This is a genomic window from Stenotrophomonas bentonitica (assembly GCF_013185915.1).
Classification (GTDB): domain Bacteria; phylum Pseudomonadota; class Gammaproteobacteria; order Xanthomonadales; family Xanthomonadaceae; genus Stenotrophomonas; species Stenotrophomonas bentonitica.
The window spans coordinates 235193-261138 of record NZ_JAAZUH010000001.1; the positions used below are offsets into that span (position 1 = coordinate 235193).

General features: G+C 67.0%; 25 protein-coding genes. 23 read left to right on the forward strand and 2 right to left on the reverse strand.

What is annotated here, in order from left to right; all coding sequences use genetic code 11:
* The first annotated feature begins 29 nt into the window (after positions 1 to 29).
* From HGB51_RS01030 to HGB51_RS01085, 12 genes are all read left to right on the forward strand, one after another.
* A complete protein-coding gene (locus HGB51_RS01030; protein ID WP_070207998.1) occupies positions 30 to 1079 on the forward strand; it encodes a heme/hemin ABC transporter substrate-binding protein in 1050 nt (349 codons plus the stop codon).
* A gap of 13 nt (positions 1080 to 1092) precedes the next feature.
* On the forward strand, positions 1093 to 2133 hold the full coding sequence (locus HGB51_RS01035) for a FecCD family ABC transporter permease (protein ID WP_070207978.1): 1041 nt from the start codon (positions 1093 to 1095) through the stop codon (positions 2131 to 2133).
* Positions 2130 to 2894, forward strand: coding sequence for a heme ABC transporter ATP-binding protein (locus tag HGB51_RS01040; protein WP_070207977.1), 765 nt, complete (start codon positions 2130 to 2132; stop codon positions 2892 to 2894). Before HGB51_RS01035 ends, HGB51_RS01040 begins: the two co-directional genes overlap by 4 nt.
* A gap of 292 nt (positions 2895 to 3186) precedes the next feature.
* Positions 3187 to 3825 carry a DUF1120 domain-containing protein gene (locus HGB51_RS01045; protein WP_070207976.1) on the forward strand — a complete coding sequence of 213 codons (639 nt, stop codon included), beginning with the start codon at positions 3187 to 3189 and terminating at the stop codon, positions 3823 to 3825.
* 69 nt (positions 3826 to 3894) lie between these two features.
* Complete coding sequence (locus HGB51_RS01050) at positions 3895 to 4533, forward strand: DUF1120 domain-containing protein (RefSeq protein ID WP_070207975.1); 639 nt, start codon at positions 3895 to 3897, stop codon at positions 4531 to 4533.
* Positions 4534 to 4752: 219 nt separating this feature from the next.
* A complete protein-coding gene (locus HGB51_RS01055; protein ID WP_070207974.1) occupies positions 4753 to 5496 on the forward strand; it encodes a fimbria/pilus chaperone family protein in 744 nt (247 codons plus the stop codon).
* Positions 5497 to 5685: 189 nt separating this feature from the next.
* Complete coding sequence (locus HGB51_RS01060) at positions 5686 to 6327, forward strand: DUF1120 domain-containing protein (RefSeq protein ID WP_070207973.1); 642 nt, start codon at positions 5686 to 5688, stop codon at positions 6325 to 6327.
* A 37-nt stretch (positions 6328 to 6364) separates the two neighbouring features.
* Positions 6365 to 7000 (forward strand): DUF1120 domain-containing protein, encoded by a 636-nt coding sequence (locus tag HGB51_RS01065; RefSeq protein WP_070207972.1) that lies wholly within the window; start codon positions 6365 to 6367, stop codon positions 6998 to 7000.
* A 27-nt stretch (positions 7001 to 7027) separates the two neighbouring features.
* Positions 7028 to 7660: a DUF1120 domain-containing protein gene (locus HGB51_RS01070; protein ID WP_070207971.1), complete on the forward strand. Its 633-nt coding sequence runs from the start codon at positions 7028 to 7030 to the stop codon at positions 7658 to 7660.
* Between the two features lie 123 nt (positions 7661 to 7783).
* The gene (locus HGB51_RS01075) at positions 7784 to 10264 is read left to right on the forward strand and encodes a fimbria/pilus outer membrane usher protein (protein ID WP_070208145.1); all 2481 of its coding nucleotides are present in this window, start codon (positions 7784 to 7786) and stop codon (positions 10262 to 10264) included.
* On the forward strand, positions 10261 to 11475 hold the full coding sequence (locus HGB51_RS01080) for a DUF1120 domain-containing protein (protein ID WP_084738982.1): 1215 nt from the start codon (positions 10261 to 10263) through the stop codon (positions 11473 to 11475). Before HGB51_RS01075 ends, HGB51_RS01080 begins: the two co-directional genes overlap by 4 nt.
* 248 nt (positions 11476 to 11723) lie before the next feature.
* Positions 11724 to 12365, forward strand: a complete 642-nt coding sequence (locus HGB51_RS01085; RefSeq protein WP_070208143.1) for a DUF1120 domain-containing protein — start codon at positions 11724 to 11726, stop codon at positions 12363 to 12365.
* Between the two features lie 122 nt (positions 12366 to 12487).
* On the opposite strand, the gene HGB51_RS01090 is transcribed toward HGB51_RS01085, so the two are convergent.
* On the reverse strand, positions 12488 to 14671 hold the full coding sequence (locus HGB51_RS01090; protein ID WP_070208142.1) for a TonB-dependent siderophore receptor: 2184 nt from the start codon (positions 14669 to 14671) through the stop codon (positions 12488 to 12490).
* Between the two features lie 507 nt (positions 14672 to 15178).
* On the opposite strand from HGB51_RS01090, the gene fusA reads away from it, so the two are divergent.
* From fusA to HGB51_RS01105, 3 genes are all read left to right on the forward strand, one after another.
* Positions 15179 to 17215, forward strand: coding sequence for an elongation factor G (gene fusA, locus HGB51_RS01095; protein ID WP_070208141.1), 2037 nt, complete (start codon positions 15179 to 15181; stop codon positions 17213 to 17215).
* Between the two features lie 259 nt (positions 17216 to 17474).
* Positions 17475 to 18404: a M14 family metallopeptidase gene (locus HGB51_RS01100; protein WP_070208140.1), complete on the forward strand. Its 930-nt coding sequence runs from the start codon at positions 17475 to 17477 to the stop codon at positions 18402 to 18404.
* Positions 18405 to 18531: 127 nt separating this feature from the next.
* Positions 18532 to 18864 carry a hypothetical protein gene (locus tag HGB51_RS01105; RefSeq protein ID WP_070208139.1) on the forward strand — a complete coding sequence of 111 codons (333 nt, stop codon included), beginning with the start codon at positions 18532 to 18534 and terminating at the stop codon, positions 18862 to 18864.
* Here the strand turns inward: HGB51_RS01105 and HGB51_RS01110 are convergent.
* Positions 18858 to 19262, reverse strand: a complete 405-nt coding sequence (locus tag HGB51_RS01110; RefSeq protein WP_070208147.1) for a ribonucleotide reductase subunit alpha — start codon at positions 19260 to 19262, stop codon at positions 18858 to 18860. The two genes, HGB51_RS01105 and HGB51_RS01110, sit on opposite strands and share 7 nt — an antisense overlap.
* Before the next feature lie 219 nt (positions 19263 to 19481).
* Here HGB51_RS01110 and moaA point away from each other — a divergent pair, with 219 nt between their 5' ends.
* From moaA to HGB51_RS01150, 8 genes are all read left to right on the forward strand, one after another.
* Positions 19482 to 20462, forward strand: coding sequence for a GTP 3',8-cyclase MoaA (gene moaA, locus HGB51_RS01115; RefSeq protein ID WP_070208138.1), 981 nt, complete (start codon positions 19482 to 19484; stop codon positions 20460 to 20462).
* 7 nt (positions 20463 to 20469) lie between these two features.
* Positions 20470 to 21468 (forward strand): bifunctional molybdenum cofactor biosynthesis protein MoaC/MoaB, encoded by a 999-nt coding sequence (gene moaCB / locus HGB51_RS01120; RefSeq protein ID WP_070208137.1) that lies wholly within the window; start codon positions 20470 to 20472, stop codon positions 21466 to 21468.
* On the forward strand, positions 21465 to 22724 hold the full coding sequence (locus tag HGB51_RS01125) for a molybdopterin molybdotransferase MoeA (protein WP_070208136.1): 1260 nt from the start codon (positions 21465 to 21467) through the stop codon (positions 22722 to 22724). Before moaCB ends, HGB51_RS01125 begins: the two co-directional genes overlap by 4 nt.
* The gene (locus HGB51_RS01130) at positions 22721 to 22981 is read left to right on the forward strand and encodes a MoaD/ThiS family protein (RefSeq protein WP_070208135.1); all 261 of its coding nucleotides are present in this window, start codon (positions 22721 to 22723) and stop codon (positions 22979 to 22981) included. The genes HGB51_RS01125 and HGB51_RS01130 overlap by 4 nt, the downstream gene beginning before the upstream one ends.
* 2 nt (positions 22982 to 22983) lie before the next feature.
* Entirely contained in the window at positions 22984 to 23463 is a 480-nt protein-coding gene (locus HGB51_RS01135; protein WP_070208134.1) for a molybdenum cofactor biosynthesis protein MoaE, read from the forward strand.
* Positions 23444 to 24007, forward strand: a complete 564-nt coding sequence (gene mobA, locus HGB51_RS01140) for a molybdenum cofactor guanylyltransferase (RefSeq protein WP_070208133.1) — start codon at positions 23444 to 23446, stop codon at positions 24005 to 24007. The genes HGB51_RS01135 and mobA overlap by 20 nt, the downstream gene beginning before the upstream one ends.
* A complete protein-coding gene (locus tag HGB51_RS01145) occupies positions 24004 to 24372 on the forward strand; it encodes a hypothetical protein (protein WP_070208132.1) in 369 nt (122 codons plus the stop codon). Before mobA ends, HGB51_RS01145 begins: the two co-directional genes overlap by 4 nt.
* A 140-nt stretch (positions 24373 to 24512) precedes the next feature.
* Positions 24513 to 25925 (forward strand): NarK family nitrate/nitrite MFS transporter, encoded by a 1413-nt coding sequence (locus tag HGB51_RS01150; RefSeq protein WP_070208131.1) that lies wholly within the window; start codon positions 24513 to 24515, stop codon positions 25923 to 25925.
* Positions 25926 to 25946: the final 21 nt, after the last annotated feature.

Sequence of the window (25946 nt, forward strand, 5' to 3'; positions counted from 1 at the left end):
CTGCGCGCGCCTGATTGGAGCGATACATGTTGAATTTCCTGTCCCTGCGGCGAAGCGTGCTGGTGCTGGCCATGACGGCCGCATTGGTGGCGTGTGGTGGCAAGCCAGCCGAACCTGCGGCGGCTGGCGCGCCCGACAAGGCCAATGCGACGGCCGATGCGGCAGCCAGTACAACCTTGCCGCAGGGCTGGCTGCGCGTGGCCGGCACTGACGTCCCGACCAGCAGCGAGCTGGCGGCCGTACTGCCGGCGATCGTCACCTCCGACGACGGCGAACAGGTGACGGTGAAGGACACCTCGCGGATCGTCGCAGGCGGTGACGATGTCATCGCAGTGATCGAAGCGCTCGGCATGGGCGCACAGGTGTATGCCGCGCCGCTGCGTTCGGCCACGGAAGCCGGCCGCAGCGCGCCGAAGCAGTTCCTGTTCAACCGCACCACCGGCGTGGAAGGGGTGCTGAGCCTGGAGGGCACGCTGTTCCTCGGCAACAGCCTGCGCCGCCACACCGAGCTGGCGAAGAAGCTGCGCGGCGCTGGTGAAGCGGCGGTGGTGATCGACGACCTGCAGTCGGCGCCGGACAAGGTGCGCAAGGTGGCGGCCGCGCTCGGTGTGGCCGAGGCGGGCACGCAGCTGGCAGCGCAGGTACAGGCGCAACTGGATGAAGCGGCCGCGATCGCAGCGGCGAGCAAGGTCCATCCGCGGGTGATTCACCTCTCGGCCACCGGCGCCGGGGGCGCGCCGACCGTGGCAGGGGCGGACAGTGCGTCGGGCAAGCTGATCGGGTTGGCCGGTGGCATCAACATCGGTACCGAAGCGGGCGTGGCCAACTATTCCGCACTGAGCAACGAAGGAGTTGTAGCCGCCGCCCCGGACGTGATCCTGGTCACCGAGAACGACCTGCAGCTGTTTGGCGGCGAGGCGGGACTCTGGAAGGCGTATCCCACCCTGAAGCAGACCCCGGCCGGCGCGGCCAACCGGGTCTGGGTGATGCCGGACGTGCAGCTCAAGGCGGCCAGCGTCGGCTCGGGCAGCGGTGCGCTGGCACTGGCAAAGGCGCTGGCGGCGCTGCCGTCGCCGTGAGTTGGGGGCAGTGATGCAGCGCAGAACGCGTCGCCGCGCGGGCGGCTGGGTGCTGGCCGTGATGGCGTTCGCGTTGTTGGGCGCGATCCTGGCCTCGTTCGCGGTCGGGCCCTTGCGCCTGCCGCCGCTGGAAGTCGTGCAGGCGGTCGCGGTGAAACTGGGGCTGCTCGACCCCTCGCAGGTCAGCACGCGCGACATGGCGGTGGTCTGGAACCTGCGCATTCCGCGTGCACTGCTGGGGGCGCTGGTGGGGGCGTCGTTGGCCATGGCGGGAGCCAGCCTGCAGGGGTTGTTCGGCAACCCGCTGGCTGACCCGGGCATCGTGGGGGTGACGCAGGGGGCGGCACTCGGCGCGGTGGCCGCCATCGTGCTGGGCGCGGGCAGCGTGGGCGGCTGGACGTTGCCGCTGGCCGCATTCGCCGGCGGCGCGGCAGCCATCAGCCTGACCTATGCGCTGGCCCGGCCGGGGCGCAACACCGGCACTGCCACGCTGCTGCTGGTGGGCATTGCGATGGCCGCGTTCTGTTCGGCGGCGATCGGGTTCCTGACCTACATTGCCAGCGAGAGCGAGCTGCAGTCGCTGGTGTTCTGGCAGATGGGCTCGCTGGCGCAGGCGGACTGGGCGGACGTGGCGGCCGCGCTGCCGGTGTTCGTGCTGGGCACGGTCGCGCTGCTGCGGCTGGCCACGCCGCTGGACATGCTGGCGCTGGGGGAGCGCCAGGCGCAGCACCTCGGGCTGGATGTGAAGCGCACCCGCCTGAAGCTCATCGCGTTCAGCGCGCTGCTGGTGGGGGCGGCGGTGGCGTTTGCGGGGTCCATCGGATTCGTCGGGCTGGTCGTGCCACACGTGGTACGCATGCTGGTCGGCCCGGGGCACCGCTGGCTGCTGCCGGTCTCGGCAGTAACCGGCGCGCTGCTGATCGTGGTGGCCGACACCGCCGCACGCACACTCGACCCGCCGGCTGAGATTCCGCTCGGCCTGTTCTCGGCGGCGCTGGGGGCGCCGTTCTTCCTGTGGCTGGTGCTGCACCAGCGCCGGAGCGGAACCGTATGAGCACGCCGTTCCTGCAGCTGGACGGGGTAGGGGTGCGCTACGGGGAGCGCAGCATCCTGCACGACATCCACCTGGGTTTCGTGCCCGGCACGGTGACCGCGCTGGTCGGCCCGAACGGTGCAGGCAAGTCCACGCTGCTGGCGGTGGCCAGCGGCGATGTACCGGCCGACGCCGGGAAGGTAATCCTGCACGACCAGCCCATCGCGCACTGGAAAGCGATGGCGCTCGCGCGCGAACGCGCGGTGATGCCGCAGGATCACGCGGTGCGCTTCGCGTTCACGGTGGAAGAGGTGGTGGCGATGGGACGGCTGCCACACCCCGCCGATGCGATGCGCGATGGGGCGCTGGTGGAGCAGGCACTGGGCCAGGCGGAGATGGTGGGCCTGCGTGGGCGCGAAGTGCAGACGTTGTCCGGCGGGGAGGCGGCACGCGCAACCTTCGCCCGGGTGCTGACCCAGGGCACACCGTTGCTGCTGCTGGACGAACCCACCGCCGCGCTCGACCTGCGCCATCAGGAGCGCACGCTGAAAGCGGTGCGCGCACTGGCCGACGACGGCGCCTGCGTGATCGTTGTCCTGCACGACCTCAATCTTGCGGCTGGCTACGCCGACCGGATCGTGCTGCTCGAACAGGGCAGGGTGGCCGCAGACGGCACGCCCGACCAGGTGTTGACCCGCGAGCACATCGAACGTGTCTACCAGCAGGCCGTAGTGGTGCTGCGCCACCCCCAGCGGAACGTCCCGCTCGTGGTAGTCACATAGCACACTGTCTCCGTCAGGCGCGGCGTAATACCGCGAAGCGTTGTACTCACGCGCGCCGACTTTTGTCATTCGACGCTGGAAAACAGCCGGTTACGCGCAATGCGCCGGCCTTTTGATGCTGTGTCGCTTCCAGCTCAAATACAAATTATTGCACCCCGTTTTGAACAAAGTTGCATTCGAGCTGGCGCAATCGGCCCGTAATCTTTGCGGCGTTCCACAAGGGTCAATCAAGCACTCGCTCGCGATTGACCAATCCGATTGTTTTGCCCACTAACCCACAAGGAATACCCAAATGAAGTTCTCCACCACGCTGCTTGCCCTGGCCATCGCTTCTTCGGCCGCCATCGCCCCGTCTGCCTTCGCGCAGTCGGCTGACCTGTCCATCAACGGTCGCATCTTCCCGGGTGCCTGTGTTGTCGATCTCGACGGCGGCGGTGTCGCCGACCTGGGCAACATCCGCCTGGATTCGCTCCAGACTGACAGCGCCACCAAGCTGGACCAGATCGACATGAACATGACCGTGGCCTGTGAATCGGCCGTCCGCTTCGCCTTCAGCGGCGTCGACAACGCAGGTGACAGCTCGACCAATGCCAATGAGTATGGCCTCGGCGTTACCGCTGCGGATGAGAAGATCGGCAGTGCCCGCTTGGGCATGGCAGACGTCATCATCGACGGTGCGAGCAGCCACGCAATGATCTCCGGCGACAACGGCGAAACCTGGCAGATCATCCTGATCCCGACCGGGATTCACGTTCCGAAGGGCAGCCTGATCGGCTTCAACACCGAGCGTGTCGGCACGGGTCCGTCCGCAATCAAGGACATGCAGGCCACCCTGCAGGTCCAGCCGACCATTGCCCCGACCAGCGGCCTGACCGTCACTGAAGACGTGGCGATCAACGGCAACGCCACCATCAACCTGACCTACCTGTAAGTACGTCGTTCGCTCCGGCGCACGGTCTCCACCGTGCGTCGGAGCCCCCCCTATCACGAGGCTTGTTCCATGAAGTTCTCCAACACGTTGATTGCCCTGGCCATCGCGTCGTCGACCGCCATCGCCCCGACCGCCTTTGCGCAGTCGGCGGACCTGTCCATCACGGGCAACATTTTCCCCGGCGCCTGCACGGTGAGCGTCGGCGGAGGTATCGCCGATCTGGGCGACATCCGCGCCGAAACGCTTAACGCGGACGCCGCCACGCTGCTTGCTCCGGTAACGCTGCCGATGAACGTTGACTGCGAGTCGGAAGTGCGCTTCGCCCTCCAAGGCGTGGACAACACCGCCGAGAGCTCGACCCAGTCGGACCGCTACGGCCTGGGCATGACCGCCCAGGACGAGAAGATCGGCAACGCCAACATCCTGGTCGCCGACGTCACCGCGGACGGCGTGCCGGCGCATGGCACCTTCTCCCATGACGAAGGGCTGACCTGGAACGAGAGCCACAGCGGTGGCCACTTCACCCTGGCGATGCCTGACATGCTTGGCTTTGCCAAGGAAGAGTCGGTCGATACCGGCCCGGCCGCGATCAAGAACCTGCAGGGCAGCCTGAAGGTGATCGCGCAGATCGAGCCGACCGATTCGCTGACCATTGACGAAGACGTGCTGATCAACGGCAGTGCCACGATCAACCTGACCTACCTGTAAGTGCTCCACCGCCGCCGGCGCATCGCACATCGCGGGGCGCCGGCGACTTTTCTTCACCGCCACTTCACGGCCGCAGGCGCATGAATGCGCCAGCAAGGCAACAGCATCGTCCCGGCACCAGTCCGGGGGCTTGTGAATCGGGGGATTCATTGGCTGCGCATTGCTCCATCTCTTAGCGCGGGTAGTACGCAGCCAGGACACCCTTGAGGAGCTGGTCCCATGGCTATCGCACGCTTTGCTGTTCCCGCCCTTGTCGCGGGCCTGGTGGTGTTGGGCAGCGCGCAGACCGCCTGCGCCGACGGAATGAAACCGGACAAGTCGATCGTGATCGTGTCGACCGACCCGAAGCACCCCACCAAAATGACGGTCACGAATACGGGCGGGACAGAGGACCTGCTGCTGGTCGACATCCTGCCCATCGACGAGGATACGGCAGATATCGTAAGAGTCTCTCCGGCGTCGGGCACGTCGAGCGTGAAGCCCGACGGGACGCAGCAGGTGACCTTCACCGCGGTGGAACAGGTCCAGGATGAGACGAAGCAACGGCTGCGCAGGGTGGTGTTCGAGGGTGCCAAGGGTACGCCTTCGCGTACAACGAAGCGCAACGAGGTGGGGGTGAGCGTGCGCCAGAACCTGCCGCTGATCATTCATCCTTCGAAGCTGCCGTTGGAGCGGGAACCGTGGAAGCGTCTCCAATGGGTCGAGCACAACGGCGAACTGACGGTGAAGAACGACAGTCCGTACGTAGTACGTCTGTCACAGGAGTTTGAATCGCTGCCCTCCAAAACAGTGATGGGACTGTCCCGTTCGTACGTACTGCCTGGTGCGCGCCTTACGATGAAGCGGCCGGCCCGTGCGGCGCATGACACCGAGGTCCGCATCCATCCAGCGACTGTATACGGGTACCAGACCGATCATTTCGAGGCGCCGATAACAGCGGAAAAGGTGACTGGCGAAAAGTAGCGGCAGGACGCCCGAGGGCTGCACCACTCGCTGCGCGAATACAACACATTGCATCCCGTTTTGAAACACCTTGCATGTGGTGTGGCGCAATCGACCCGTACTCTTTGCGGCGATCAATACGGTCTATCGCGCATCAACGTGCCATTGACCAACCACATCGTTCGCCAAATCCGTCACGAGGACTATCCCATGAAGTTCACCACCCCGCTGCTGGCCCTGGCCATCACGTGCTCGGCTGCCTTCGCGCCGAATGCCCTTGCCCAGTCGACCGAGCTGACCATCGTCGGCAAGATTCTTCCGGGCGCATGCAACGTTGCGTTGAGCAACGAAGGCGTCGCCAACTTCGGCGACATCCGCTCCAGTTCGCTTGAGGAAGACACCAGCACCATGATCGGCTCGAAAGACCTGACCATGACCGTTACCTGCGATTCTGCGGTGCGATTTGCGATGCAGGGCGTCGACAATACCGGCGATACTTCGTTCGTCACCAACCGTTACGGGCTCGGCCGTACTGCCGACGACGAGAAGATCGGCAGTGCGACCATTGGATTCACGGCCGTCACTGTCGACGATGCGAGCGGCTTTGCCACCACTTCATACAACCAGGGCGAAACCTGGTCCGACAGCGTTGTCCCCGGTCCGGCCCCCATCCCGCGTGACGGGATGATCGGCTTCGCGACCACCCAGGGGGTTACCACCGGGCCGGATGCCGTCAAGTCCATGACGGGCACGATTGAGGTCAAAGCCTACATCGCCCCGACCTCCGGCATGACCCTCACCGGCGAAGTGCCAATCCGGGGCAATGCCACCATCAATGTGATGTACCTGTAGCAGCAAGCCCGGCACGCCTGTCTCTGCGGAGGTTGCGATGATGAAGTTCACGACGGCCCTGATGACGCTCGGACTGTACGCGGCGGCGACGCCTGTCCTTGCGCAATCTGCAGAGCTGACGATCGTCGGTAACCTGCTTCCCGGTGCCTGTACTACTGTGCTGGCAGGCGGTGGGGTGGTCGATCTTGGCACTACGCTCGCGGAGAAGCTTGACCCGACGGAAGAGACATCGCTGGGGTCGGTGAGGGTCGCGATGACCGTGACATGCCTGGTGCCGGTGCGGTTTGCCTTCATGGGCATTGACAACACCGGTGACAGCGCCTCGGTCGCAACGCGCTATGGGCTGGGACTGTCGCCGGATGCCGAGAAGATCGGTGGTGCGGTCATCAGTTTCAAAGATCCCAGCTCGGATGGGTCGCCCGTCCACTACACGCGCTCGGAAGACGGGGGGCAGCAATGGGAGCCCAGCGGGAACGAGGGCTCCACCTGGCTCGGGAAGGTGTCGATCAACGGATTCTCCACCGCCCCAGGCGTGGTGACCGGACCAGATCCGATCGCGTCGCTGCAGGTGGACCTGGAAGTCCGTACCTACGTCCAGCCTACGAATGCACTGACCATCGACGACAACGTGCCCATCCATGGCAGTGCCACCGTCGACCTGATCTACCTGTAAGTACATCTACCGGAAGAGGATGCCGTCATGAAGTTCGCCACGACCTTGCTTTCGCTTGCAGTTGTAGTCGCAGCTCCGGCCGCCTTCGCGCAGTCGACCGACGTGTCCGTCACCGGCATCATCCACCCAGGATCGTGCGACATCCAGCTGGGCGGCAACGGCACTATCGAACTTGGCACGCTCAATACCGCCAATCTTAATACCGATGTTCCGACAGACCTGGAGCCACGGACGATGACCCTGGCGGTTGCCTGCGATTCTGCCATGCGCTTTGCGCTGGAAGGCATCGACAACCGGCAGGAGAGCTCGGTGTACACCCAGATGTATGGCCTGGGGATGACCCCGGAATCGGAACGCATTGGGGGTGCCGCGCTGAGTGTCGAAGAGCCGAAGGCGGACGACGCTGCAGCTTACGGCACCCAGTCGGTGGACAGCGGGACCACTTGGGATGCGTCCACCGCGACCCCACTGACCCCGCTCATTCCGGATTCCCTGCGCGGCTTCACCACGGAACAGGGTGTGACGACTGGACCGGCGCCGATCAGCGCATTGACCGGCAACCTGGTGGTCGGGGTCCGGATCCAGCCCACCGACGTGATGCGCCTGACTGGTGAAGTGGATATCACCGGCAACATCACGCTGAACGTGATCTACCTGTAAACAGTGGTTGCGCGGTAAGGCTGCAACCGACGGGCGCGGTTGTGGCGGCTGGTGAATCGGGGGATTCATGGCAGCAGGCACGGGGCGATGGGCCGGACACCGACCGTTCAAGCGGCGACATGGATGAGCGGCCTGCTGCTGTGCGGCTGCCTGCTGGCCACGCCTGCGCGAGGCCAGGAAACGCCGGCGGAGGAGCCACAGGATGCGCCGGAGGACGACGACGACGTTCTGGTGTTCGACGCCGACCTGTTGCGCCAGCGCGGCCTGGATCCCAAGCTGGGCGAGTACCTGAGCCGCGGCGCCCGCTACACGCCCGGCAAGCAGTCGGTCACGCTGATGGTGAACCAGCAGCGTATCGGCCAGGTGGACGTCACCTTCGATGAGGGGGGCAAGCTGTGCCTGGACGAGGCCCTGCTGGAACGCGCCGCACTCAAACTGCCCAAGGCCACCGGCCCCGGCGGCACGGTGGCCTGCGATGACTTCAGAACGACCTACCCGTCGACCGTGGTCGAGAAGGACCCCGGCCAGCGCACGGTGACCCTGCTGGTGCCCGGCGACAGCCGCCAGCCCGGGCGCGAAGGCGTGGGCGGCTACGTGCAGGGTGGGGTGGGCGCCCTGTTCAACTACAGCGTGATGACCACCCGCAGCGACAGCAGCAGCGGCGCCAGTACCTACGTGGCCGCCATTACCGAGGCCGGATTCAATGCTGGCGACTGGATCCTGCGCAGCCGCCAGAGCTACACGCGCTCGGACGAGAAGACCACGTTCGACGTCACCCAGAGCTACGCGCAGCGCACCTTCGCCCGCTGGAAGACGGTGGTGCAGCTGGGCGAGCTGGACATGCTGACCCCGGTGCTGCCCGGCACTTCGATCACCGGCATCCAGCTGCTGCCGGAAGCCGCGCTGCAGGTGGGCGAGGGCCCGGTGATCAGCGGCATCGCCAATTCCAATGCGCGGGTGGAGGTGCGCCAGCGCGACGTGCTGTTGTACGTCACCGTGGTGGAGGCGGGGCGTTTCACCCTGTCCGGACTGCCGCCGCTGGCGTCACTGACCGATGTCGACGTGAAGGTGGTCGAGGCCGATGGCAGCGAACACGGCTTCACCGTGCCGGCGGTGGCGCTGGCCGGGCTGGTGCGGCCGCAGAGCGGCTACACCGTTGCCGTGGGGCGCGTACGCAATGTGGAATTGGCGCCGGGGCGGCAACCGTGGGTGGCCAGCGCCAGCTGGAGCGGGGCGCTCGGTGGCTGGGGCACGGGCAGCGTGGCGGCGATGGCCGCGCAGGACTACACCGCGCTGGGCGGCAGTGGATTCGTGGGATGGCGCTTCGGAACCTCACTGAGTCCGTACGTGCTGCTCTCCCATGCGAAGGATGACGAAGGCACCCGTCGCGGTTGGCATGCCGGGCTTGGGCTGCAGCAGACGTTGGGCAGCCAGCTCTCGCTCAATGCCGGTGTGGCGATGCAGTCGCGCGAGTACCGCGAGCTGGTGGATGTGCTGGCGGCCACCACCGACGACACGAGCCGCGCGCGTTACCGCGAGCAGGCCCATGTGTCGCTCAGCTGGTCCACGCGCTGGCTGGGTTCGATCAGCGCGGGGTACTCGCGCGCTACGGTGTTCGATGGCCGCCCGACTTCGCGCGCGTCGTTGTCGTGGGGCCGCAATTTCAGCTGGGCCACGGTGTCGCTCAACGCCGATCGCGACCTGGCCCAGCGCGACGTGCCGGACAGCCGCAACGACACGGTGGAGGGCGACGCCTACCGGGTGTACCTCAGCGTGAGCGTGCCGCTGGGCGAGCGCCGCCGCGCGCGCACCAACGTGCAGCACGACCGCTCCGGCGAGCGCATGGGGCTGTCCTACACCGACGCGCCGAGCAGCACCCTGAGTTATCGGCTGGGGGTGGACCGCGATACGTTCAGCGGCCGGACCGACACCAGCGCCTCGGCAGCGTGGCTGGCGCGCTACCTGCAGACCAGTGGGTCGTACACCCGTTCCAGCCTGGGCAATTCGTCCAGCTCGGTGCTGCTCAGTGGCGGGGTGGCGATGCACGGGCGCGGGGTGACGGTGTCGCCGTATCCGATCCAGGACACGTTCGGGATCGTGGCGCTGACCGACAAGGTGTCGGGTGTGGAGATCAGTACGCCTTACGGCCCGGTCTGGACCGATCCCTGGGGCAAGGCGGTGGTGGCGCAGCTGACGCCGTACACCACCAGCATGTTGGAGGTGGATACCGCCAGCCTGCCGCGCAACATGCAGCTGGATAACGGTGCGGTATCGCTGGAGGCGGGGCGTGGTGCAGTCGCGCAGGTCGACCTGGCGACGCGCTACAGCCGGCGCATCCAGCTGCTGCCGAAGCGCCCGGACGGCACTGCGCTGCCGCACGGCACAACCGCGTTCCGCACCAACGACGACCTGGTGGGCATGGTGACCGCCGGTGGTTCGCTGTTCGTCTACGACGCGGTGGACGGCGAAACACTGGAGCTGCACCTGCCCGATGAAAGCGTGTGCACGCTCAGCTACCCGCTGGATGAGGACGAGGATGAAGACGTGATCATGCCGGTAGCCACGGTGACCTGCACGCCCGGCGCAGCGGAGCCTTCGTCATGAGCATGCACGGTGTGGCTGCACGCATTCTGTTGTGCGCGCTGCTGCTGCTGGCGTGGCTGCCCGCGCAGGCGCGTATCGACCCGCTCAAGCGCTGCACGATGACCTTGTCGCCGGGGATGATCGACTACGGGCAGCTCACCCGGATGCAGGGCATCAGCCGTCCGTTCCTGCCGGGGCAGGGACCGGGCCTGGCGCGCGGGCCTGGACTGATCAGGCCAAGCGGGATGGCACTGCCTGCGCACACGCTGTTCCTCAACCTGGTGTGCCCACAACCGATCAACCTGACCATGCTGTTCCATGCGCCTTCGCGCGATCCGTCCACGTTCGACTTGGGCGGTGCGGGCTTCTACACGCTGCGCGTGCACGACGTGCGGGTGGACGAACAGCCGGTGGACATCGGCCTGGTGACGGTCCCCGGCGAGCCGCCCAGCACCATCGCCGAGCTGCTGGAATGGGTGCCCGAGCATGCCTGGGTGCCGATGCGCGCGGGCATGCAGGTACCGGGCAGCCGGTTGTCGGCGCAGATCGACGTGCAGGCCTGGGTGACCGCAGACCTGGCCTCGGTGCGCGACGCGCAGGCGTGGGAAGCGGAAGGGCTCATCGACGCCGAGGACGCGCGGCAGTTCGTGGCCCTGGGCCAGCGTGCGCAGGCCATGCCCAGCGCGTGCACGCCGCGGCTGAGCCCGGCCACGCTCGACCTGGGCACGGTGCCACGCAGCAACCTGCACGCGGACTTCGCGACCGCACTGGCACCGCGCACGGTGCAGTTGCAGTTGAACTGCAGCGGGCCCGCGCTGCTGGCGGTGAAGCTGCTGGACAACCGCGCCGGTGCGGATGCGGCCGGATGGGCAGCGGGCGTTCCAGACCCGGGGCGCTTTGCGATCACGCCGCGCGAGGGTGGGGTGGCGGGCATCTACGGGCTGTCGTTCGGCGCAGTCATGGCCGACGGCCAGTTGATGCAGGTGGTTGAGGGCGCCGGCGAGCGTGCCAGCACCTGGAGTCCGCACCCGGACGGTTCGCCGCTGCAGCGCTTCGATGCGCAGTCGACGGTGTACGCCTTCGCCCAGCCCGGGCATGCGGTACCGGCCGCGGTGGACAACCTGAGCGCACCGATTCAGGTGGACGTGCAGCTGGCGCCCGCCTCCACGCTGGAGGGAGGTGATGAGATCCTGCTGGATGGCTCGGTGACGATCGAGATCGTATATCTGTGACGCTGCCGCCCGGCTGGCGCATGCGACGTCGAACGCCACGCCGTGCGTGGTGCTCCAAACGGCAGCTGGGACGACACCGATTGTCGCGCATGGCCATTTACAACTAGTTGCACCCGGGTTTGAAAGTTGTTGCATGTGTGGTGGCGTGATCGACCCGTAATCTTTGCGGCGTTCCAAGAGGTCAATCAAGCAAGCGTTTGCGATTGACCTACCCAATCGCTAAACCTACTCGCCGCAAGGAAAACCCCATGAAGTTCACCACCAAGCTGCTCACCCTGGCCATTGCCTCTTCGGCCGCCATCGCTCCGACCGCGTTCGCGCAGTCGGCTGACCTGTCCATCGCCGGAAAGATCTTCCCGGGTGCCTGCACTGTGCAGCTGGGAGAGGGCGGCGTTGCCGACTTCGGTGACATTCGTGCCGATACGCTCAATGCGGACCAGGTGACTCACCTTGAGCCCGTTTCCCTGTCGATGGACGTCGCCTGCCAGTCCGAAGTCCGCTTCGCCTTCAAGGGCACGGACAACGTGCAAGGTACCTCTCCCAATCCGCAGCGGTTTGGACTGGGTCTGACGCCCTCGGACGAAAGGATCGGCAGTGCTGACCTGCATCTGGAAGAAGTTCTGGTTGACAGCGGCACCGGGTATGCAACGTACTCCAGCAACGATGGCGCGACCTGGAGCGGCAGCTCGCTTGTCCGCTTCTTCAACATCTCGAAGTCCGCACTCATCGGGTTCGCCAAGGAAGCGTCCGTCGTGACTGGCCCCGCGCCAATGAAGGCAATGCAGGCCCGGCTGGACGTGAAGGCCCAGATCCAGCCGAAGAACGACCTGACCATCGACGGCGATGTGCAGATCAACGGCGGCGCGACTCTGAATCTGATCTATCTGTAAGCGGATCGAGCCGCTACCCGTGCGTCGCTACGCGAAACACGGGTAGCGCCGGGCTCTGCCTGGCACCCACAGCCGGGCAGAGCCCGGCTCTTCGCGTTGGAGTTCACCGCGCGTGAAGCGCTTTACCAGGCGAGCGTGGCGGTGGCCATTACCGTGCGGCCGCTGCCGTAGTAGCAGGACGAGACGCCGGTGCAGGTGGAGACGTAACGCTTGTCGGCCAGGTTGCTGGCGTTGAGCGCGAGCTTGACGTCGGTGCTTCCCAACTGGCCCAGGTCGTAGCGGATCGCGGCGTCGAACAGGGTGTACGACGGAATGCGGTACAGGTTTGCGCTGTCGCCGTAGCTGACGCCGTTGTAGCGGGCGCCGGCGGCCAGGCTGAGCCCGCGCAGGGCGCCGGCCTGGAAGGTGTAGTCGGCCCAGAACGAGGCCGTCAGGTCCGGCACCATGGCCAGCTGCTTTCCGCCGTAGGCACTCGAGTGCAGCATTTCCGAGTCCATCCGTGACGCCGCACCGATCAGGCTCAGGCCGGCGATGGGGGTGATGCGGCCTTCCAGTTCGATACCGCGCACGCGGCCTTCGTCGCCCTGGATCGAGCACACGGCGGTGCCGGTGGCGCCGCAGTTGCGGTGGCTGGCGACCGGGTCGTCGACGATCATGTTTTCCTGGCGTAGGTCGTACACGGCCAAGGTGACCAGGCCGTCCACATTCGCCGGCTGATACTTCACGCCTGCTTCCCACTGCGCACCGGTGACCGGCTCGAACGCGGTCTGGGTGAAGCTGTCCAGTGGCGACTTGGTCGCGGGCTGGAACGATTCGGCATAGCTGATGTACGGGGTCAGCCCGTTCTCGAACACATACAGCAGGCCACCGCGACCGGTGAATGCCTCGTTCTTGATCACGTTGTGCGGGCCCGGCTGCGAGATGCCGGTGGCGATGTTGCGGGTGGCGCTGAGCGTGTCGTCCTTGGTCCAGTCGTAACGCCCGCCCAGGGTGAGGCGCCAGTTGCCTGCGGCCAGCTGGTCCTGCAGGTACACGCCGCTCTGGCGGTTGATGCCGCTGGTCGGGGTCTCGCTGGTGACAGTGGGGGTGTACGGGTAGTAGACCGGGTTGAAGATGTCGATCGGACGCGGGTTGCTCATCGCGCTGCGCACGCCTTCCCAATCCGCACGCTGCCAGTCCCAGCCGAGCAGCACGGTGTGGTCGACCGCGCCGGTGGCGAAGCGTGCCTGCAGGCGGGTGTCGAAGGTGTCGCCGTCCGAGTCGCCCGTACCTTGTACGCCGCGCCGGTTCTGGGTGCGGCCGTCGGCGTTGAGCGCGCCGAAGGTGACCACGCCGCGATACAGCGAATCCACATGCGTACGGCGCGCGTTCTGGGTCAGGGTGAGGTGGTCGTTGAATGCGTGTTCGAACAGCCAGCCGGCCGTCCACAGGGTGCGGTCGAAGGTGTTCCAGTCCGGCTGGCCGATGAAGGTGCTGTTCTTCATATGGCCGTATTGCGTGGGGTTGAGCGTGCCGGCCATCGGCAGGAACTGGTAGGTGGAGCCGCCGTCGTCCTTCTGGTACATGCCGAGCAGGGTCAGGCGGGTGCGCTCGGCGATCTGCCAGGTGTAACTGGGGGCGAGGAACCAGTGTTCCTGCGCGGTGTGCTTGATCTGGGTGTTGCCGTCGCGGTACAGGCCGACCAGGCGGCCCAGGTGTGCGTTGTCTTCCGTCCCGGCGCCCACATCGAACGCGGCGCTGTACTGGCCGTTCGCATCAACGCCGAGGCTCAGCTGCTGCGCCTGATCCGGCGTAGGCGTCTTGCTGACCTGGTTGACCATGCCGCCCGGGGCGACCTGGCCGTACATCACCGCAGACGGGCCCTTGAGTACTTCGACCCGGTCCAGGTTCCAGCTGTCGAACATGCTGCGGTTCCACTGGCTGCCCTGCGGGGCGCGCATGCCGTCGAGCGTCACGTTGTTGGCCCAGCTGCCGGCGTCGAAACCACGGATGCGGAAGTCGTCGACGCGGTTGTCGATGCCGCTGCTTTCCAGGCTGACCCCGGCCACATAGCGCATGGCGTCGTTGAGCGACTGCACGCCACGAGCGTCCAGTTCGGCGCGCTCGATCACCGCGATGGACTGCGGGGTTTCGGCGATGGCGGTGCTGGTTTTCGTGGCGCCGCTGGTGCTGTTGGTGGCGCGGTAGGCGTTGACCCGGACGGCGTCGAGATTGGTGGCGGATTGGGCCAGGGCGGGCGGCGCGAGGGCCAGGCAGCAGGCGAGGGTGAGCAGGTGGCGGCGGGACGATGCGGGGGAGAGGTTCATTCCTATATTTTCTGGGACTTGATCGTTCAATGCAATTGCGACCTATTCGCATGTGACGCTTTGTCGCGGGTTTCGTCCAACCTTGGTGACTTGGCAGGTGTTCTGTTGTAAGAGTTATTGCTGCTTCAGGCGCTTCAGCGTTCCATCTGTGCTGTTAAAAACCGCTTGCACCCGGCTGCTACAGGTCTAGAATGCGCGGCACACCTTCCTGATACACCGTGATGACTTCGATGCCGCTCCTGACGTTCTTTACTCGTAACCGCGCTAGCGCGGAACGGGCGCGTCTGCCTTGCGGCTCCACGGACGGCTGATCGATCCACGATCACCGCAGGACCCCAGACAGAGCGCCCACAGGGCGCTCTTTTCGTTTCCGCCTCCCAAACCTGCTTCAGAACCGTTCGAAGGAGAACGTGCCATGCACCAGATCGCCGAGCCCCAAACCTGGCCGCACGCCCGATAGCCAACGGCGGCGTGCGGCTCCCCAGAGTTGGCAGCGAGATACTTCACATGAACACCCAGAATCAGAACCTCCGTCGCAACCTCGGCATCATTGCCCACATCGACGCTGGCAAAACCACGCTCACCGAACGCCTGCTGTGGAAAACCGGCGAGATCCATCGCGTCGGCGAAGTCCATGACGGCGCCGCCACCACCGACTTCTCGGCAATCGAGCGCGAGCGCGGCATCACCATCGGCGCCGCCGCCGTGCAGGCGCATTGGGCGCCGCGCGACGAGCCGACCCACCACCTGACCCTGATCGACACGCCCGGGCATATCGACTTCGCCATCGAAGTGGAACGCTCGCTGCGCGTGCTGGACGGCGCGGTGGCGGTGTTCTCGGCCGTGGACGGCGTGCAGCCGCAGTCGGAAACCGTATGGCACCAGGCGCGCCGGCATGGCGTGCCGCTGATCGCGTTCGTCAACAAGATGGATCGCATCGGTGCCTCGTTCGAGCGCGTGCTGGCGCAGCTGCAGGACAAACTGCAGGCGCGCCCGTGGGCGATCGGTTGCCCGCTCGGCGCGGAAAGCGACTTCCACGGCTGGGTCGACCTGGTCGACCGCAGCACCGTGCTGTGGGACGACGCCGGGCAACCGACGCGCAGCGCATGGACCCCTGCCGAACACGAGCAGTGGGAGCCGCGCCGCGAAGAGCTGGTTGAGGCCGTGGCCGACCATGACGAGCTGCTGGCCGAGGCCTGGCTGGCCGGTGAGGCAGTGGCACCAGCGGCGCTGCGTGCGGCGCTGCGCCGGGCCACGCTGGCCGGTGCGGGTGTGCCGGTGCTCGCGGGTGCGGCGTTCAAGAGCAAGGGCATCGAAACCCTGCTCGACGCCATCGTGGACTACCTGCCCGCGCCGGAAGACCGTCCGGCGGTGGTCGCCACCGCGGAAGACGGCGAGGTCAGCCTGCCACCGGATCCGAACGGTCCACTGGCGGCGCTGCTGTTCAAGATCACCCACCAGCACCACGGTGCGTTGAGCTTCGTGCGGGTGTATTCGGGCACGCTGAAAGTGGGCGATGCGTTGGCCAGTTCGCAGCACGCGCAGGGACGCCGGGTCAGCCGGCTGGTGCGGGTGCAGGCCGACCAGACCCACGACATCAAGCAGGCGGTGGCGGGCGACATCGTGGCGGTGCTGGGCTGGAAGGACGCGGTGAGCGGCGAAACGCTCAGCGCGCCGTCGCGCCCGCTGCTGCTGGATGCGATCCGCGCGCAGCAGGCCGTGCTGGCGTGGCGGTTGACCGCGGAAAAGGCGGCCGACCTGATCCGTATCGCGCAGGGCCTGTCCAGCCTGGCCCAGGAAGATCCGTCGTTCCGCGTCGAGACCGAGGCGGACAGCGGTGAAACCCTGGTCTGGGGCATGGGCGAGCTGCACCTGGAGGTGATGGTGGAGCGGCTGCGTACCGAGTGGAACGTCAACGTGCGCACCGGCGCGCCGCGCGTTGCCTACCAGGAAACCCTGCGGCAGGCCGTGCGTGGGGTGGAAGGCAAGGTGGTCAAGCAGACCGGCGGCCAGGGCCAGTACGCGCGGGTGGTGCTGGATGTCAGTCCGCGCGAGGACGGCGAGGTGCATTTCGTCGACCGCACCGTGGGCGGCGTGATTCCGCGCGGGTTCGTGGCGGCGGTGGAGAAGGGCGTGCGCAGCGCGCTGCAGGAAGGGCCGCGTGGCCATCCGGTGGTGGGCATCGAGGTGGCGCTGGTCGACGGGCAGACCCATGCCAAGGATTCGTCGGACATGGCCTTCCACCGTGCCGGTGCCGAAGCGGTGAAGGCCGCGCTGGTGCAGGCCGGGACCACGCTGCTGGAGCCGGTGATGGAAGTGGCGATCCACGTGCCGTCGGTGAATGTCGGCGACGTGGTCGGCGACCTCAACCGCCGCAGTGGCCGCATTGCGTCCATCGAGGACCAGGGCGGCCGTGCGGAAGTGGTGGGCTACGCGCCGCTGGCTCAGTTGTCCGGTTACACCACGTCGCTGCGGTCGTTGACGCAGGGCAGGGCATCCAGCGACATGCGCTTCACCGGTTACGAAGAGGTACAAGCCGCATAGGGTTGGAAAATGGGCGGGGGCCGGCAGTGTCGGCCCCCTGGACACGCATGGCGTGTCCCTACGCATCCAGCACCCCATCAACGTTCGAGCGACGCGTTCAACCCACCGTCAACGCCCGACCCCCATCCCGAGCGACCACGGGTCGTAGTGACACGCCATGCGTGTCAAAGCCATGTCCCTGCGCACGTACATACGCCACGCGTGTCAAAGCCATGACCCTGCGCACGTACAATGGGCGCATTCGTTTCAGGAGCGCCCCATGACCACCCCCCATTTCTACCCCGTCGGTACGCCCGGCCAGCCCTGGGGTGACGGCGAGCGGGCGGCATGGCGCGCACGCCAGGTCGTGCAGCGCAGCTACGCCGACGATGTGGTGGCCGCGTTGAACGCACTGCCTGAAGCATTCACCGTGGTGCAGTACGGCGACCTGCAGGCCGGCACCGACCGCTACCCGCTGCTGCTGGCCATGACCCGCGACTGGAGCCCGGCGCTGCCCACCGCGCTGGTCACCGGCGGCGTGCACGGCTACGAAACCAGCGGCGTGCATGGCGCGCTGCAGTTCCTGCGCGACCATGCGGCCGCCTATGCCGGCCGCATCAACCTGATCGTGGCCCCCTGCGTCTGCCCGTGGGGCTATGAGCGCATCCAGCGCTGGAACCACGATGCGTTCGACCCGAACCGCAGTTTCCGTGATAGCGGCCTGATCACCGAATCGGCCGCGCTGATGGCATGGATCGCCGCCCGCAACGATACGCTGACGGTGCACATCGACCTGCACGAAACCACCGACAGCGACGCCCATGAATTCGACCCGGCGCTGGCCTCGCGCGATGGCAAGGCGTGGGTGCCCGAGTCGATTCCGGACGGGTTCTATGTGATCGGCAACAGCGAGAATCCCGAACCTGCGTTCCAGCAGGCGCTGATCGCCGCAGTGGCGCCGATCACCCATATCGCCCCGGCCGATGCGCACGGCCACCTGGTAGGCCTGCCGCTGCAGTCCAACGGTGTGGTCTGGGGCGAGTCGCGCTCGATCGGCGCCTGCGCCGGTTTCACCGACGCGCGTTTCGCCACCACCACCGAGGTGTATCCGGACAGCCCGCGCACCACGCCGACGCAGTGCAATGCCGCGCAGGTGGCCGCCGTGTGCGCCGGGTTGGAGTTTGCGTTGTCCGCAGTGCAGAACCAGTAGTTTTACTGGTCTAGCGCCCACGCCGCGCGCGTCCGCTACGGTTGACGCGCCTGTAGCGGCGGGGGCACTCTGGCAGCACAGGGTTCCACATTACCTGCACCGCGTGATGCAGGTCACAGGGAGAATCATGACTGCCGCAACGTCTACGGGTTCACTGGAGTCCGGCCCGGGCCGCCACTCACGGTTGTGGCGCGTGTTCTGGCTGCAGGGCGTGATTCCCAGCAACATTCTGTGGGCGGTGGCGCTGTGGGCGCTGGCGCAGCAGAACACACCGCTGGTGCTGGGTCTGTTTGCGGTGCTGCTGCTGTACACCGGCTGGATCATTCCCGCCGTCTGGCGCGCCGCACCGACCGCCCGTACGCCCGGCCTGGGCGTGGCCGCACGTGGGCTGACCGTCGCCTGGGGACTGAACACCGTACTGGTGGTGTTCTTCCTGACCCTTCAACTGGTGAATCAATAGAACTGGACCGGATCGCCGTCGCGGTCGAAGGCCGCGAACCGGTGGATCTGTCCATCGTTGATGGCATTGACCATCAAGCGCAGCGGTTGCGCCGCCTCGTCGCTGGACGGCGCCACCCCGGCCCGCCCGTCCTGGGCGGCCACGAAGACCAGGTCCCAGCTTATGTCCGTATGTTCCGATTCCTGCAGCAGCGCCGCGAACGAGGGCACCTCGCCGGGCAGTTTGTCCACGCACAGCACCGGGCCCAGCGTGCCGCCTTCGCCGCGCGCATGCCGCTCGCGCTGGTCGGCGGTGGGCGATTCGGGCAGCTCCACGCGTACGAACACGAACAGCAACCGTTGCGGTTCCGGCTGGTTGCGCGCGGCATTCAACAGGGCATCGAAGTCATTCAGCATCATGAGCAGTGTCATCGCGGTGAAGCAGGTGGACCTGCATGCTGCCACAACCGCTGTGGCCCCGGCATGGGGCCGCATTGATTTAAGTCATACCGCGACGCGATGACGCGGCCTAAGCTGTAGGCCATCGCAACAACACGGATTTCGCACGCGCTGTCGTATACCTGAACGCTTGTGTTTCGAACGGAAGGATATGTGGTGGAAGAGCGAGGTACCCCTGACATGACCCAGCTCACCGACGGCTTCGGTCGCCGCTTTCCCTACCTGCGCCTGTCGCTGACCGAGGCGTGCAACTTTTCCTGCAGCTACTGCCTGCCCAACGGCTACCAAGCCGATGGCCGTCCGCGCTTCCTCGAGGTCGATGAAATCGGCCGGCTGGTCCGCGCGTTCGCCACGCTGGGCATGCACAAGATTCGCCTGACCGGCGGCGAGCCCAGCCTGCGCAAGGATCTGGAGCAGATCATCGAGCGCGTGGCCGGCGTGCCGGGCATCCGCAAGGTGGCCATCACCACCAACGGTACCCTGTTGCCGCGCCGCCTGCCGGGCTGGCACCGCGCCGGGCTGACCGCGCTCAACGTGAGCTTGGACAGCCTGCGCCGCGAGCGCTTCAAGGCCATTACCGGCCATGACCGCCTGCCGGAGATCCAGGAAGGCCTGGCACTGGCGCAGGCGCTTGGCATGGAATCGGTGAAGCTCAACGCGGTGCTGCTGCGCGGCCTCAACGACGACGAACTTCCGGAGTGGATGGCGTTCCTGCGCGACCGCCCGATCAGCGTGCGCTTCATCGAACTCATGCGTACCGGCGACAACGCCGACTATTTTGAACGCCACCACCTTCGCGCCAGCGTGGTGGTGGACCAGCTGCTGGCCGCCGGCTGGCGACTGCGCCCGCGTGCGGCCGACGCAGGCCCGGCGCGGGAATACACCCATCCTGATCATCGCGGCAGCATCGGCGTGATCGCGCCGTATTCGAAAGATTTCTGCCAGGGCTGCAACCGGCTGCGGGTGACCGCGCGCGGCGACCTTCGACTGTGCCTGTTCGGCGAGTTCGGGGTGCCGCTGCGGCCGTTGCTGCAGCACGAAGACGACCGCGACGCGCTGCTGGCCCGCATCACCACCCAGCTGGGCCTGAAGGCCGCCGGGCATGGGCTGCACCAGGGCCAGACCGGCCTGACCCCGAACCTGGCATCCATTGGAGGATGAGCACTACATGAGTGGCGAGATGTCCGCAGCGTTTCATATGGCCGATGTGCGCGACAAGCGCGTTACCCGGCGGCGCGCCGTCGCCGTGGGCGAACTGCTGGCCGGGCCGGTGGCCTACCCGTTGATCGTCGAGCGCCGCCTGCCCAAGGGCGATGCGCTGGTGATGGCTGAAGTGGCCGGGCTGCAGGGCGCGAAGATGGCCTCGGCGCTGATGCCGCTGTGCCACCCGCTGCCGCTGGAACTGGTGCGCGTGCACTGCGCGCCGGTGCCGGAGCGGCAGGCGATCCGGGTCTGGTGCGAATGCGCCAGCGAAGCGCGCACCGGGGTGGAGATGGAAGCACTGGCGGGCGTGAACGCCGCACTGCTGACCCTGTACGACCTGAGCAAGCCGGTGGAGCCGGCGCTGGAGATCGGCGCGGTGCGGCTGCTGTTCAAGGAAGGCGGCAAGCGCGGGCTGTGGATCCACCCCAAGGGCATGGACGACGCCGAGCGTGAGCGTTACCAGCCGCGTCCGCCGCGCCAGCTGCAGGGTGTGTCGTGTGCGGTGATTACCTTGAGCGACCGTGCCAGCGATGGCACCTATGAGGACCGTTCCGGCCCGCGCCTGGTCGACGGGTTGCAGGCACTGGGCGGCCACGTGACCGTGGCCGAAGTGCTGCCGGATGGCGTGCAGCCGCTGGCGCGCCGGTTGCAGGCGCTGGAAATTTCCGGGGTGCGGCTGTGCCTGTGCACTGGCGGAACCGGGCTGGGTCCGCGCGACCTGACCCCGGAAGCATTGCTCTCGGTCGGCGGTCGCCGCGTGGATGGCCTGGCGCAGATGGTGCGCAGCCTGAGCGCGCAGCACACCCCGCTGGCGTGGTTGAGCCGTGCCGAAGTGGTGCAGCTGGGCCAGATGCTGGTGTTCGCGCTGCCGGGCAGCCCGCGTGCGGCCACGCAGTGCCTCGACATCCTGGCGCCGGTGCTGGGCCATGCGCTGGCGATGGTCGACGGTGGAGATCACCGATGATCGAGTACGCCGACGCGCTGCAACGCATGCTGGCCTGCGCCACCGCGCTGCCGGTCGAAACCGTGCCGCTTGAACAGGCCGCCGGGCGCGTGCTGGCGCGCGAAGTGAGCAGTCCGCAGTGCCTGCCGCCGTTCGACAATTCGGCGATGGACGGCTTCGCGCTGCGCTGTAACGGCGCGCCGATGGCCGCCGGTACCGAGCTGGAGGTGCAGGGCTGGCTAGCGGCCGGTGACGCCGCCAGCGAAGGCGGGCAGGGCGCCTGGGAAATCATGACCGGTGCGCGCATGCCGGACGGACTGGACAGCGTGATTCCGGTCGAACAGGTGCGCATCGTGGCCTCGAGCGACGGGCGCCCGCAGCGGATCGAACTGCTGAAGGACGTGACGCCGGGCCAGCACGTGCGCCTGCGTGGGCAGGACGTGCAGACCGGTGAAGTCCTGCTGGAAGCGGGCAGCACGCTGGCGTTGAACGCCTGCACCCTGCTGCACGCCACCGGCGTGGGCGAGGTGGAGGTGCGTGCGCAGCCTCGCGTTGCGGTGATCGCCACGGGCAAGGAGCTGGTCAGCGATGCAGCGCAGGCGCTGGAGGTCGGGCAGATCCGTGACAGCAACCGGCCGTACCTGGTCGGTCGGCTGCAGGCCGCCGGTGCCGCCGTGGTCTGGCAGGGCGTGGTCGGCGACGATGTGGACGCGTTCAATGCGGCGCTGCAAAGCGCGCTGGACGCCGGGGCGCAGCTGGTGCTCAGCACCGGCGCGGTATCGCAGGGGCGCTACGACTTCATTCCCGAGGCGCTGCGCGCGCGTGGGGCGACCATTCATTTCCACAAGGTGGCGATCCGCCCGGGCAAGCCGCTGCTGTTCGCGCGGTTGCCGGACGGCGCGCTGTATTTCGGGCTGCCGGGCAACCCGGTGTCCGCTGCTGTCGGCCAGCGCTTCTTCGTGGAGCCGGTGCTGCGCCGGCTGCTCGGTATGCCGGCTGAAACCACGCTGCAGCTGCCGTTGCGCGCCGATGTACGCAAGCCGCCCGGGCTGCGCTTCCATGCGCGTGCGCGGGTCGAGCTGGGGGCGGACGGGCAGCTGTCGGCACGGGTGCTGGCCGGGCAGGAATCCTTCCGGTTGATGTCCATGCTGCAGGCCAATGCCTGGGTGGTGCTGGACATCAATGATGACGAGATCGCGCGGGCGGGTACGCCGGTGCAGGTACAGGGTTGGGGGCACCGCGATCCGGTGCGCCTGGCCGCGATGGAGGTGTCATGAACATGATCCAGGTACAGCTGTTTGGTGCGTTCTCCGAGCTGGTGCCCGAGCGGGTGCTGGAGGTGGAGGTGGACGGCGATTCGGTCGCCGACCTGCGCAGGGCGCTGCACGAACAACTGACGCAGCGTTGGCCTTCGTTTCGCAGTGGGCTGCTGGCCTATTCGGCGTTTGCCGATGAGCAGCGGGTGCTGCGCGACAGCGAACCGCTGCCAGGCGACGGGCGGGTGGCGGTGCTGCCGCCGGTGAGCGGGGGATGAGCATGCACGCGCGACAGCAATTGAAAGTGGTGGAGCGCAGCGACGCCGCGCTGGATCCGGTCGAGGCCATCGAGTTCGTCTCCGATCCCGGCTTCGGCGGCATCGACATCTTCATCGGCAAGGTCCGCGACCTCAACCACGGGCGGGCCGTGCAGGGCATCAGCTACGACCTGTTCGTGCCGCTGGTGCTGAACACGTTCCAGCAGCTCGCGGCCGAAGTGGAGGCCGAGTTCGGGCCGCGCCTGAAGCTGTATGTCGGGCATGCCAAGGGCCGGTTGGCGGTGGGCGAGGTCGCGGTGGTGGTTGCTGCCGGCAGCCCGCACCGCGACGAGGCGTTCCGCGCCTGCCGGGCCTTGATCGAGGCGGTCAAGCACCGTTCCCCGATCTGGAAACAGGAACACTACGAGGACGGCGACAGCGTGTGGAGCGAGGGGTGCTCGCTGTGCCATCCGGAACACGCGCATGAGCGCGCCACGCACTGACGCTGCGCTCGCCGGGATCGTACTGGCCGGCGGCCAGTCGCGGCGCATGGGCCGCGACAAGGCCATGCTGCCCTGGAAGGAAGGCAGCCTGCTGACGCACATGCGGGCGTTGCTGGGTGAGGCCGGTGCACATCGGGTGGTGGTGAGCGGGGCTTATCCTGACTTCGATGGCGTGGTGGATGTCATCCCGGGGCAAGGTCCGCTCGGCGGCCTGTACAGCGTGGTGCAGACCTTGCCCGACAGCACTGCCTGGGTGGTGCCGGTTGACATGCCTCGCCTGGACGTGGCGCTGCTGCACCGGTTGCGCGATGCGCCGGCGGCGGCCTGCGCGATCTTTGCCGGACAGCCACTGCCGATGCGGCTGCGCATCGATGCGCGCACGCGTGCAACGCTCGCGAAGCTGCTGGCCGACGCGGACGGTCCGCGCTCGCTGCGCGTTCTGCAACAGACGCTCGGTACGGTGGAACTGCCCGCGCTTGAGGACGCGGCTGGACGCCTCAGCAACTGCAATACCCCTGAACAGTTCAAGGAGCTGGTCGCATGAAAGTGCAGCTGCAGCACCAATCGGTACGCATCCGCCTGGACGAGGACGAGTTGGCCCGGTTGCTGGCGGGCGACACGCTGGGCAACCTGACCCGGTTCGGCACTGCGCCGCCGTGGGCGCTGCTGGTCGCACTCGGCGAACAGGACGCGGCCGCACTGGTCTACGAAGGCAACACCCCGCGCATCCTGCTGCCGGAGGGGTTGATCCGCGCCTACAGCGACCGCCTGCCGTGCCGCGACGGCCTGTCCTTCGCGCTCGCGCACGGCCACGAATTGCTGAAACTCCAGTTCGACGTCGATGTCCGCGACAGCGTGCGCCAGCGCGGCGCGGTGCGACGCCGTACCCCGGAGGCCGCCCCGACTTGATCTATGTCAGGTGAGGTGGGATCGGGGCGGGGCGATTGATTTCGATCAACCCGTCTACGACGTCCGACCGGTCAAATGGTCGCATGACCCCGAACCCGCACACACAACGCCCGTCGTCACTCCACAGCCAGGAGCCCTGCATGACAGCCGGTAGCGAAGTGGTACACAACCGAAAGGACAGTCGCGTGATCAGCGACTGGCAACCCGAAGATCCCGCCTACTGGGCGGCGACAGGCCATCGGGTGGCCACGCGCAACCTGGTGATCTCGGTGCCGGCACTGCTGCTGGCGTTCGCGGTGTGGATGCTGTTCTCCGCCGTGTCGATCAGCCTGCCGAAGATCGGGTTCAGCTTCAGCACCGACCAGCTGTTCTGGCTGGTGGCGCTGCCCAGCCTGTCCGGCGCGACCCTGCGCATCTTCTACTCGTTCGTGATTCCGCTGGTGGGCGGGCGGCGTTGGACCGCGCTGTCCACCGCCTCGCTGCTGCTGCCCACGCTGTGGCTGGGCTACGCGGTGCAAAACCCGAACACGCCCTACTGGGTGTTCGTGGCCATCGCGATCCTGTGCGGCTTCGGCGGGGCCAACTTCTCGTCGTCGATGTCCAACATTTCGTTCTTCTACCCCAAGCAGCGCCAGGGTTTCGCGCTGGGCATGAATGCCGGGCTGGGCAACGTGGGCGTTTCGGTGGCGCAGCTGGTGATTCCGCTGGTGATCAGCGTTGGCGTGTTCGGTGCGCTGGGCGGGGCGCCGCAGCCGGCGGCCGACGGCGGTGCGCCGCTGTTTCTGCAGAACGCCGGGTTCATCTGGGTACCGGCCATCGCCGTGGTGGCAGTGGCGGCGTGGTTCGGCATGAACGACCTGACCACCTCGCGTTCTTCGTTCGCCGAACAGGCGGTGATCTTCCGGCGCAAGCACAACTGGCTGATGTGCTGGCTGTACATCGGCACGTTCGGTTCGTACATCGGCTTCTCGGCCGGGTTCCCGATGCTGGTCAAGAGCCAGTTCCCGGCGGTCAACCCGATGACCTACGCCTTCATCGGCCCGCTGCTGGGCGCGCTGATGCGCTCGGTGGGCGGCAGCATGGCCGACCGCTGGGGCGGTGCGCGGCTGACCTTCTGGGTGTTCGCGCTGATGATCGCCGCGGTGGCCGGGGTGCTGCACTTCCTGCCGCAGGACGGGCAGGGCGGCAACTTCTACGGCTTCCTGGTTTCGTTCATGGCGCTGTTCGTGCTCAGCGGCATCGGCAACGGCACCACCTTCCGGATGATCCCGGTGATCTTCCGCACCCTGCATGAGCGGTTGTCCGCCACCGCCGATGCGGCCGGCAAGAAGGCCGCCGCGCACCAGGCCAGCATCGAATCGGCCGCGGTGGTCGGCTTCTCCGGCGCCATTGGTGCCTATGGCGGCTTCTTCATTCCCAAGAGCTACGGCACCTCGATCAGCCTGACCGGGGGTCCGAGCCTGGCCCTGTATGGATTCATTGCCTTCTACGTTACCTGCCTGGCCGTGACCTGGTGGTGGTACTACCGGCGCGGCGCTGAAACGCCCTGCTGAAAACCTCCGCACCGCAGCCAC

What these genes read in the sequence shown, in the direction of transcription:
- HGB51_RS01035 (WP_070207978.1), top strand. Translation starts at nt 1,093, where the DNA reads ATGCAGCGCAGAACGCGTCGCCGCGCGGGCGGCTGGGTGCTGGCCGTG.
- HGB51_RS01040 (WP_070207977.1), top strand. Translation starts at nt 2,130, where the DNA reads ATGAGCACGCCGTTCCTGCAGCTGGACGGGGTAGGGGTGCGCTACGGG.
- HGB51_RS01045 (WP_070207976.1), top strand. Translation starts at nt 3,187, where the DNA reads ATGAAGTTCTCCACCACGCTGCTTGCCCTGGCCATCGCTTCTTCGGCC.
- HGB51_RS01050 (WP_070207975.1), top strand. Translation starts at nt 3,895, where the DNA reads ATGAAGTTCTCCAACACGTTGATTGCCCTGGCCATCGCGTCGTCGACC.
- HGB51_RS01055 (WP_070207974.1), top strand. Translation starts at nt 4,753, where the DNA reads ATGGCTATCGCACGCTTTGCTGTTCCCGCCCTTGTCGCGGGCCTGGTG.
- HGB51_RS01060 (WP_070207973.1), top strand. Translation starts at nt 5,686, where the DNA reads ATGAAGTTCACCACCCCGCTGCTGGCCCTGGCCATCACGTGCTCGGCT.
- HGB51_RS01065 (WP_070207972.1), top strand. Translation starts at nt 6,365, where the DNA reads ATGATGAAGTTCACGACGGCCCTGATGACGCTCGGACTGTACGCGGCG.
- HGB51_RS01070 (WP_070207971.1), top strand. Translation starts at nt 7,028, where the DNA reads ATGAAGTTCGCCACGACCTTGCTTTCGCTTGCAGTTGTAGTCGCAGCT.
- HGB51_RS01075 (WP_070208145.1), top strand. Translation starts at nt 7,784, where the DNA reads ATGAGCGGCCTGCTGCTGTGCGGCTGCCTGCTGGCCACGCCTGCGCGA.
- HGB51_RS01080 (WP_084738982.1), top strand. Translation starts at nt 10,261, where the DNA reads ATGAGCATGCACGGTGTGGCTGCACGCATTCTGTTGTGCGCGCTGCTG.
- HGB51_RS01085 (WP_070208143.1), top strand. Translation starts at nt 11,724, where the DNA reads ATGAAGTTCACCACCAAGCTGCTCACCCTGGCCATTGCCTCTTCGGCC.
- HGB51_RS01090 (WP_070208142.1), bottom strand. Translation starts at nt 14,671, where the DNA reads ATGAACCTCTCCCCCGCATCGTCCCGCCGCCACCTGCTCACCCTCGCC.
- fusA (WP_070208141.1), top strand. Translation starts at nt 15,179, where the DNA reads ATGAACACCCAGAATCAGAACCTCCGTCGCAACCTCGGCATCATTGCC.
- HGB51_RS01100 (WP_070208140.1), top strand. Translation starts at nt 17,475, where the DNA reads ATGACCACCCCCCATTTCTACCCCGTCGGTACGCCCGGCCAGCCCTGG.
- HGB51_RS01105 (WP_070208139.1), top strand. Translation starts at nt 18,532, where the DNA reads ATGACTGCCGCAACGTCTACGGGTTCACTGGAGTCCGGCCCGGGCCGC.
- HGB51_RS01110 (WP_070208147.1), bottom strand. Translation starts at nt 19,262, where the DNA reads ATGATGCTGAATGACTTCGATGCCCTGTTGAATGCCGCGCGCAACCAG.
- moaA (WP_070208138.1), top strand. Translation starts at nt 19,482, where the DNA reads ATGACCCAGCTCACCGACGGCTTCGGTCGCCGCTTTCCCTACCTGCGC.
- moaCB (WP_070208137.1), top strand. Translation starts at nt 20,470, where the DNA reads ATGAGTGGCGAGATGTCCGCAGCGTTTCATATGGCCGATGTGCGCGAC.
- HGB51_RS01125 (WP_070208136.1), top strand. Translation starts at nt 21,465, where the DNA reads ATGATCGAGTACGCCGACGCGCTGCAACGCATGCTGGCCTGCGCCACC.
- HGB51_RS01130 (WP_070208135.1), top strand. Translation starts at nt 22,721, where the DNA reads ATGAACATGATCCAGGTACAGCTGTTTGGTGCGTTCTCCGAGCTGGTG.
- HGB51_RS01135 (WP_070208134.1), top strand. Translation starts at nt 22,984, where the DNA reads ATGCACGCGCGACAGCAATTGAAAGTGGTGGAGCGCAGCGACGCCGCG.
- mobA (WP_070208133.1), top strand. Translation starts at nt 23,444, where the DNA reads ATGAGCGCGCCACGCACTGACGCTGCGCTCGCCGGGATCGTACTGGCC.
- HGB51_RS01145 (WP_070208132.1), top strand. Translation starts at nt 24,004, where the DNA reads ATGAAAGTGCAGCTGCAGCACCAATCGGTACGCATCCGCCTGGACGAG.
- HGB51_RS01150 (WP_070208131.1), top strand. Translation starts at nt 24,513, where the DNA reads ATGACAGCCGGTAGCGAAGTGGTACACAACCGAAAGGACAGTCGCGTG.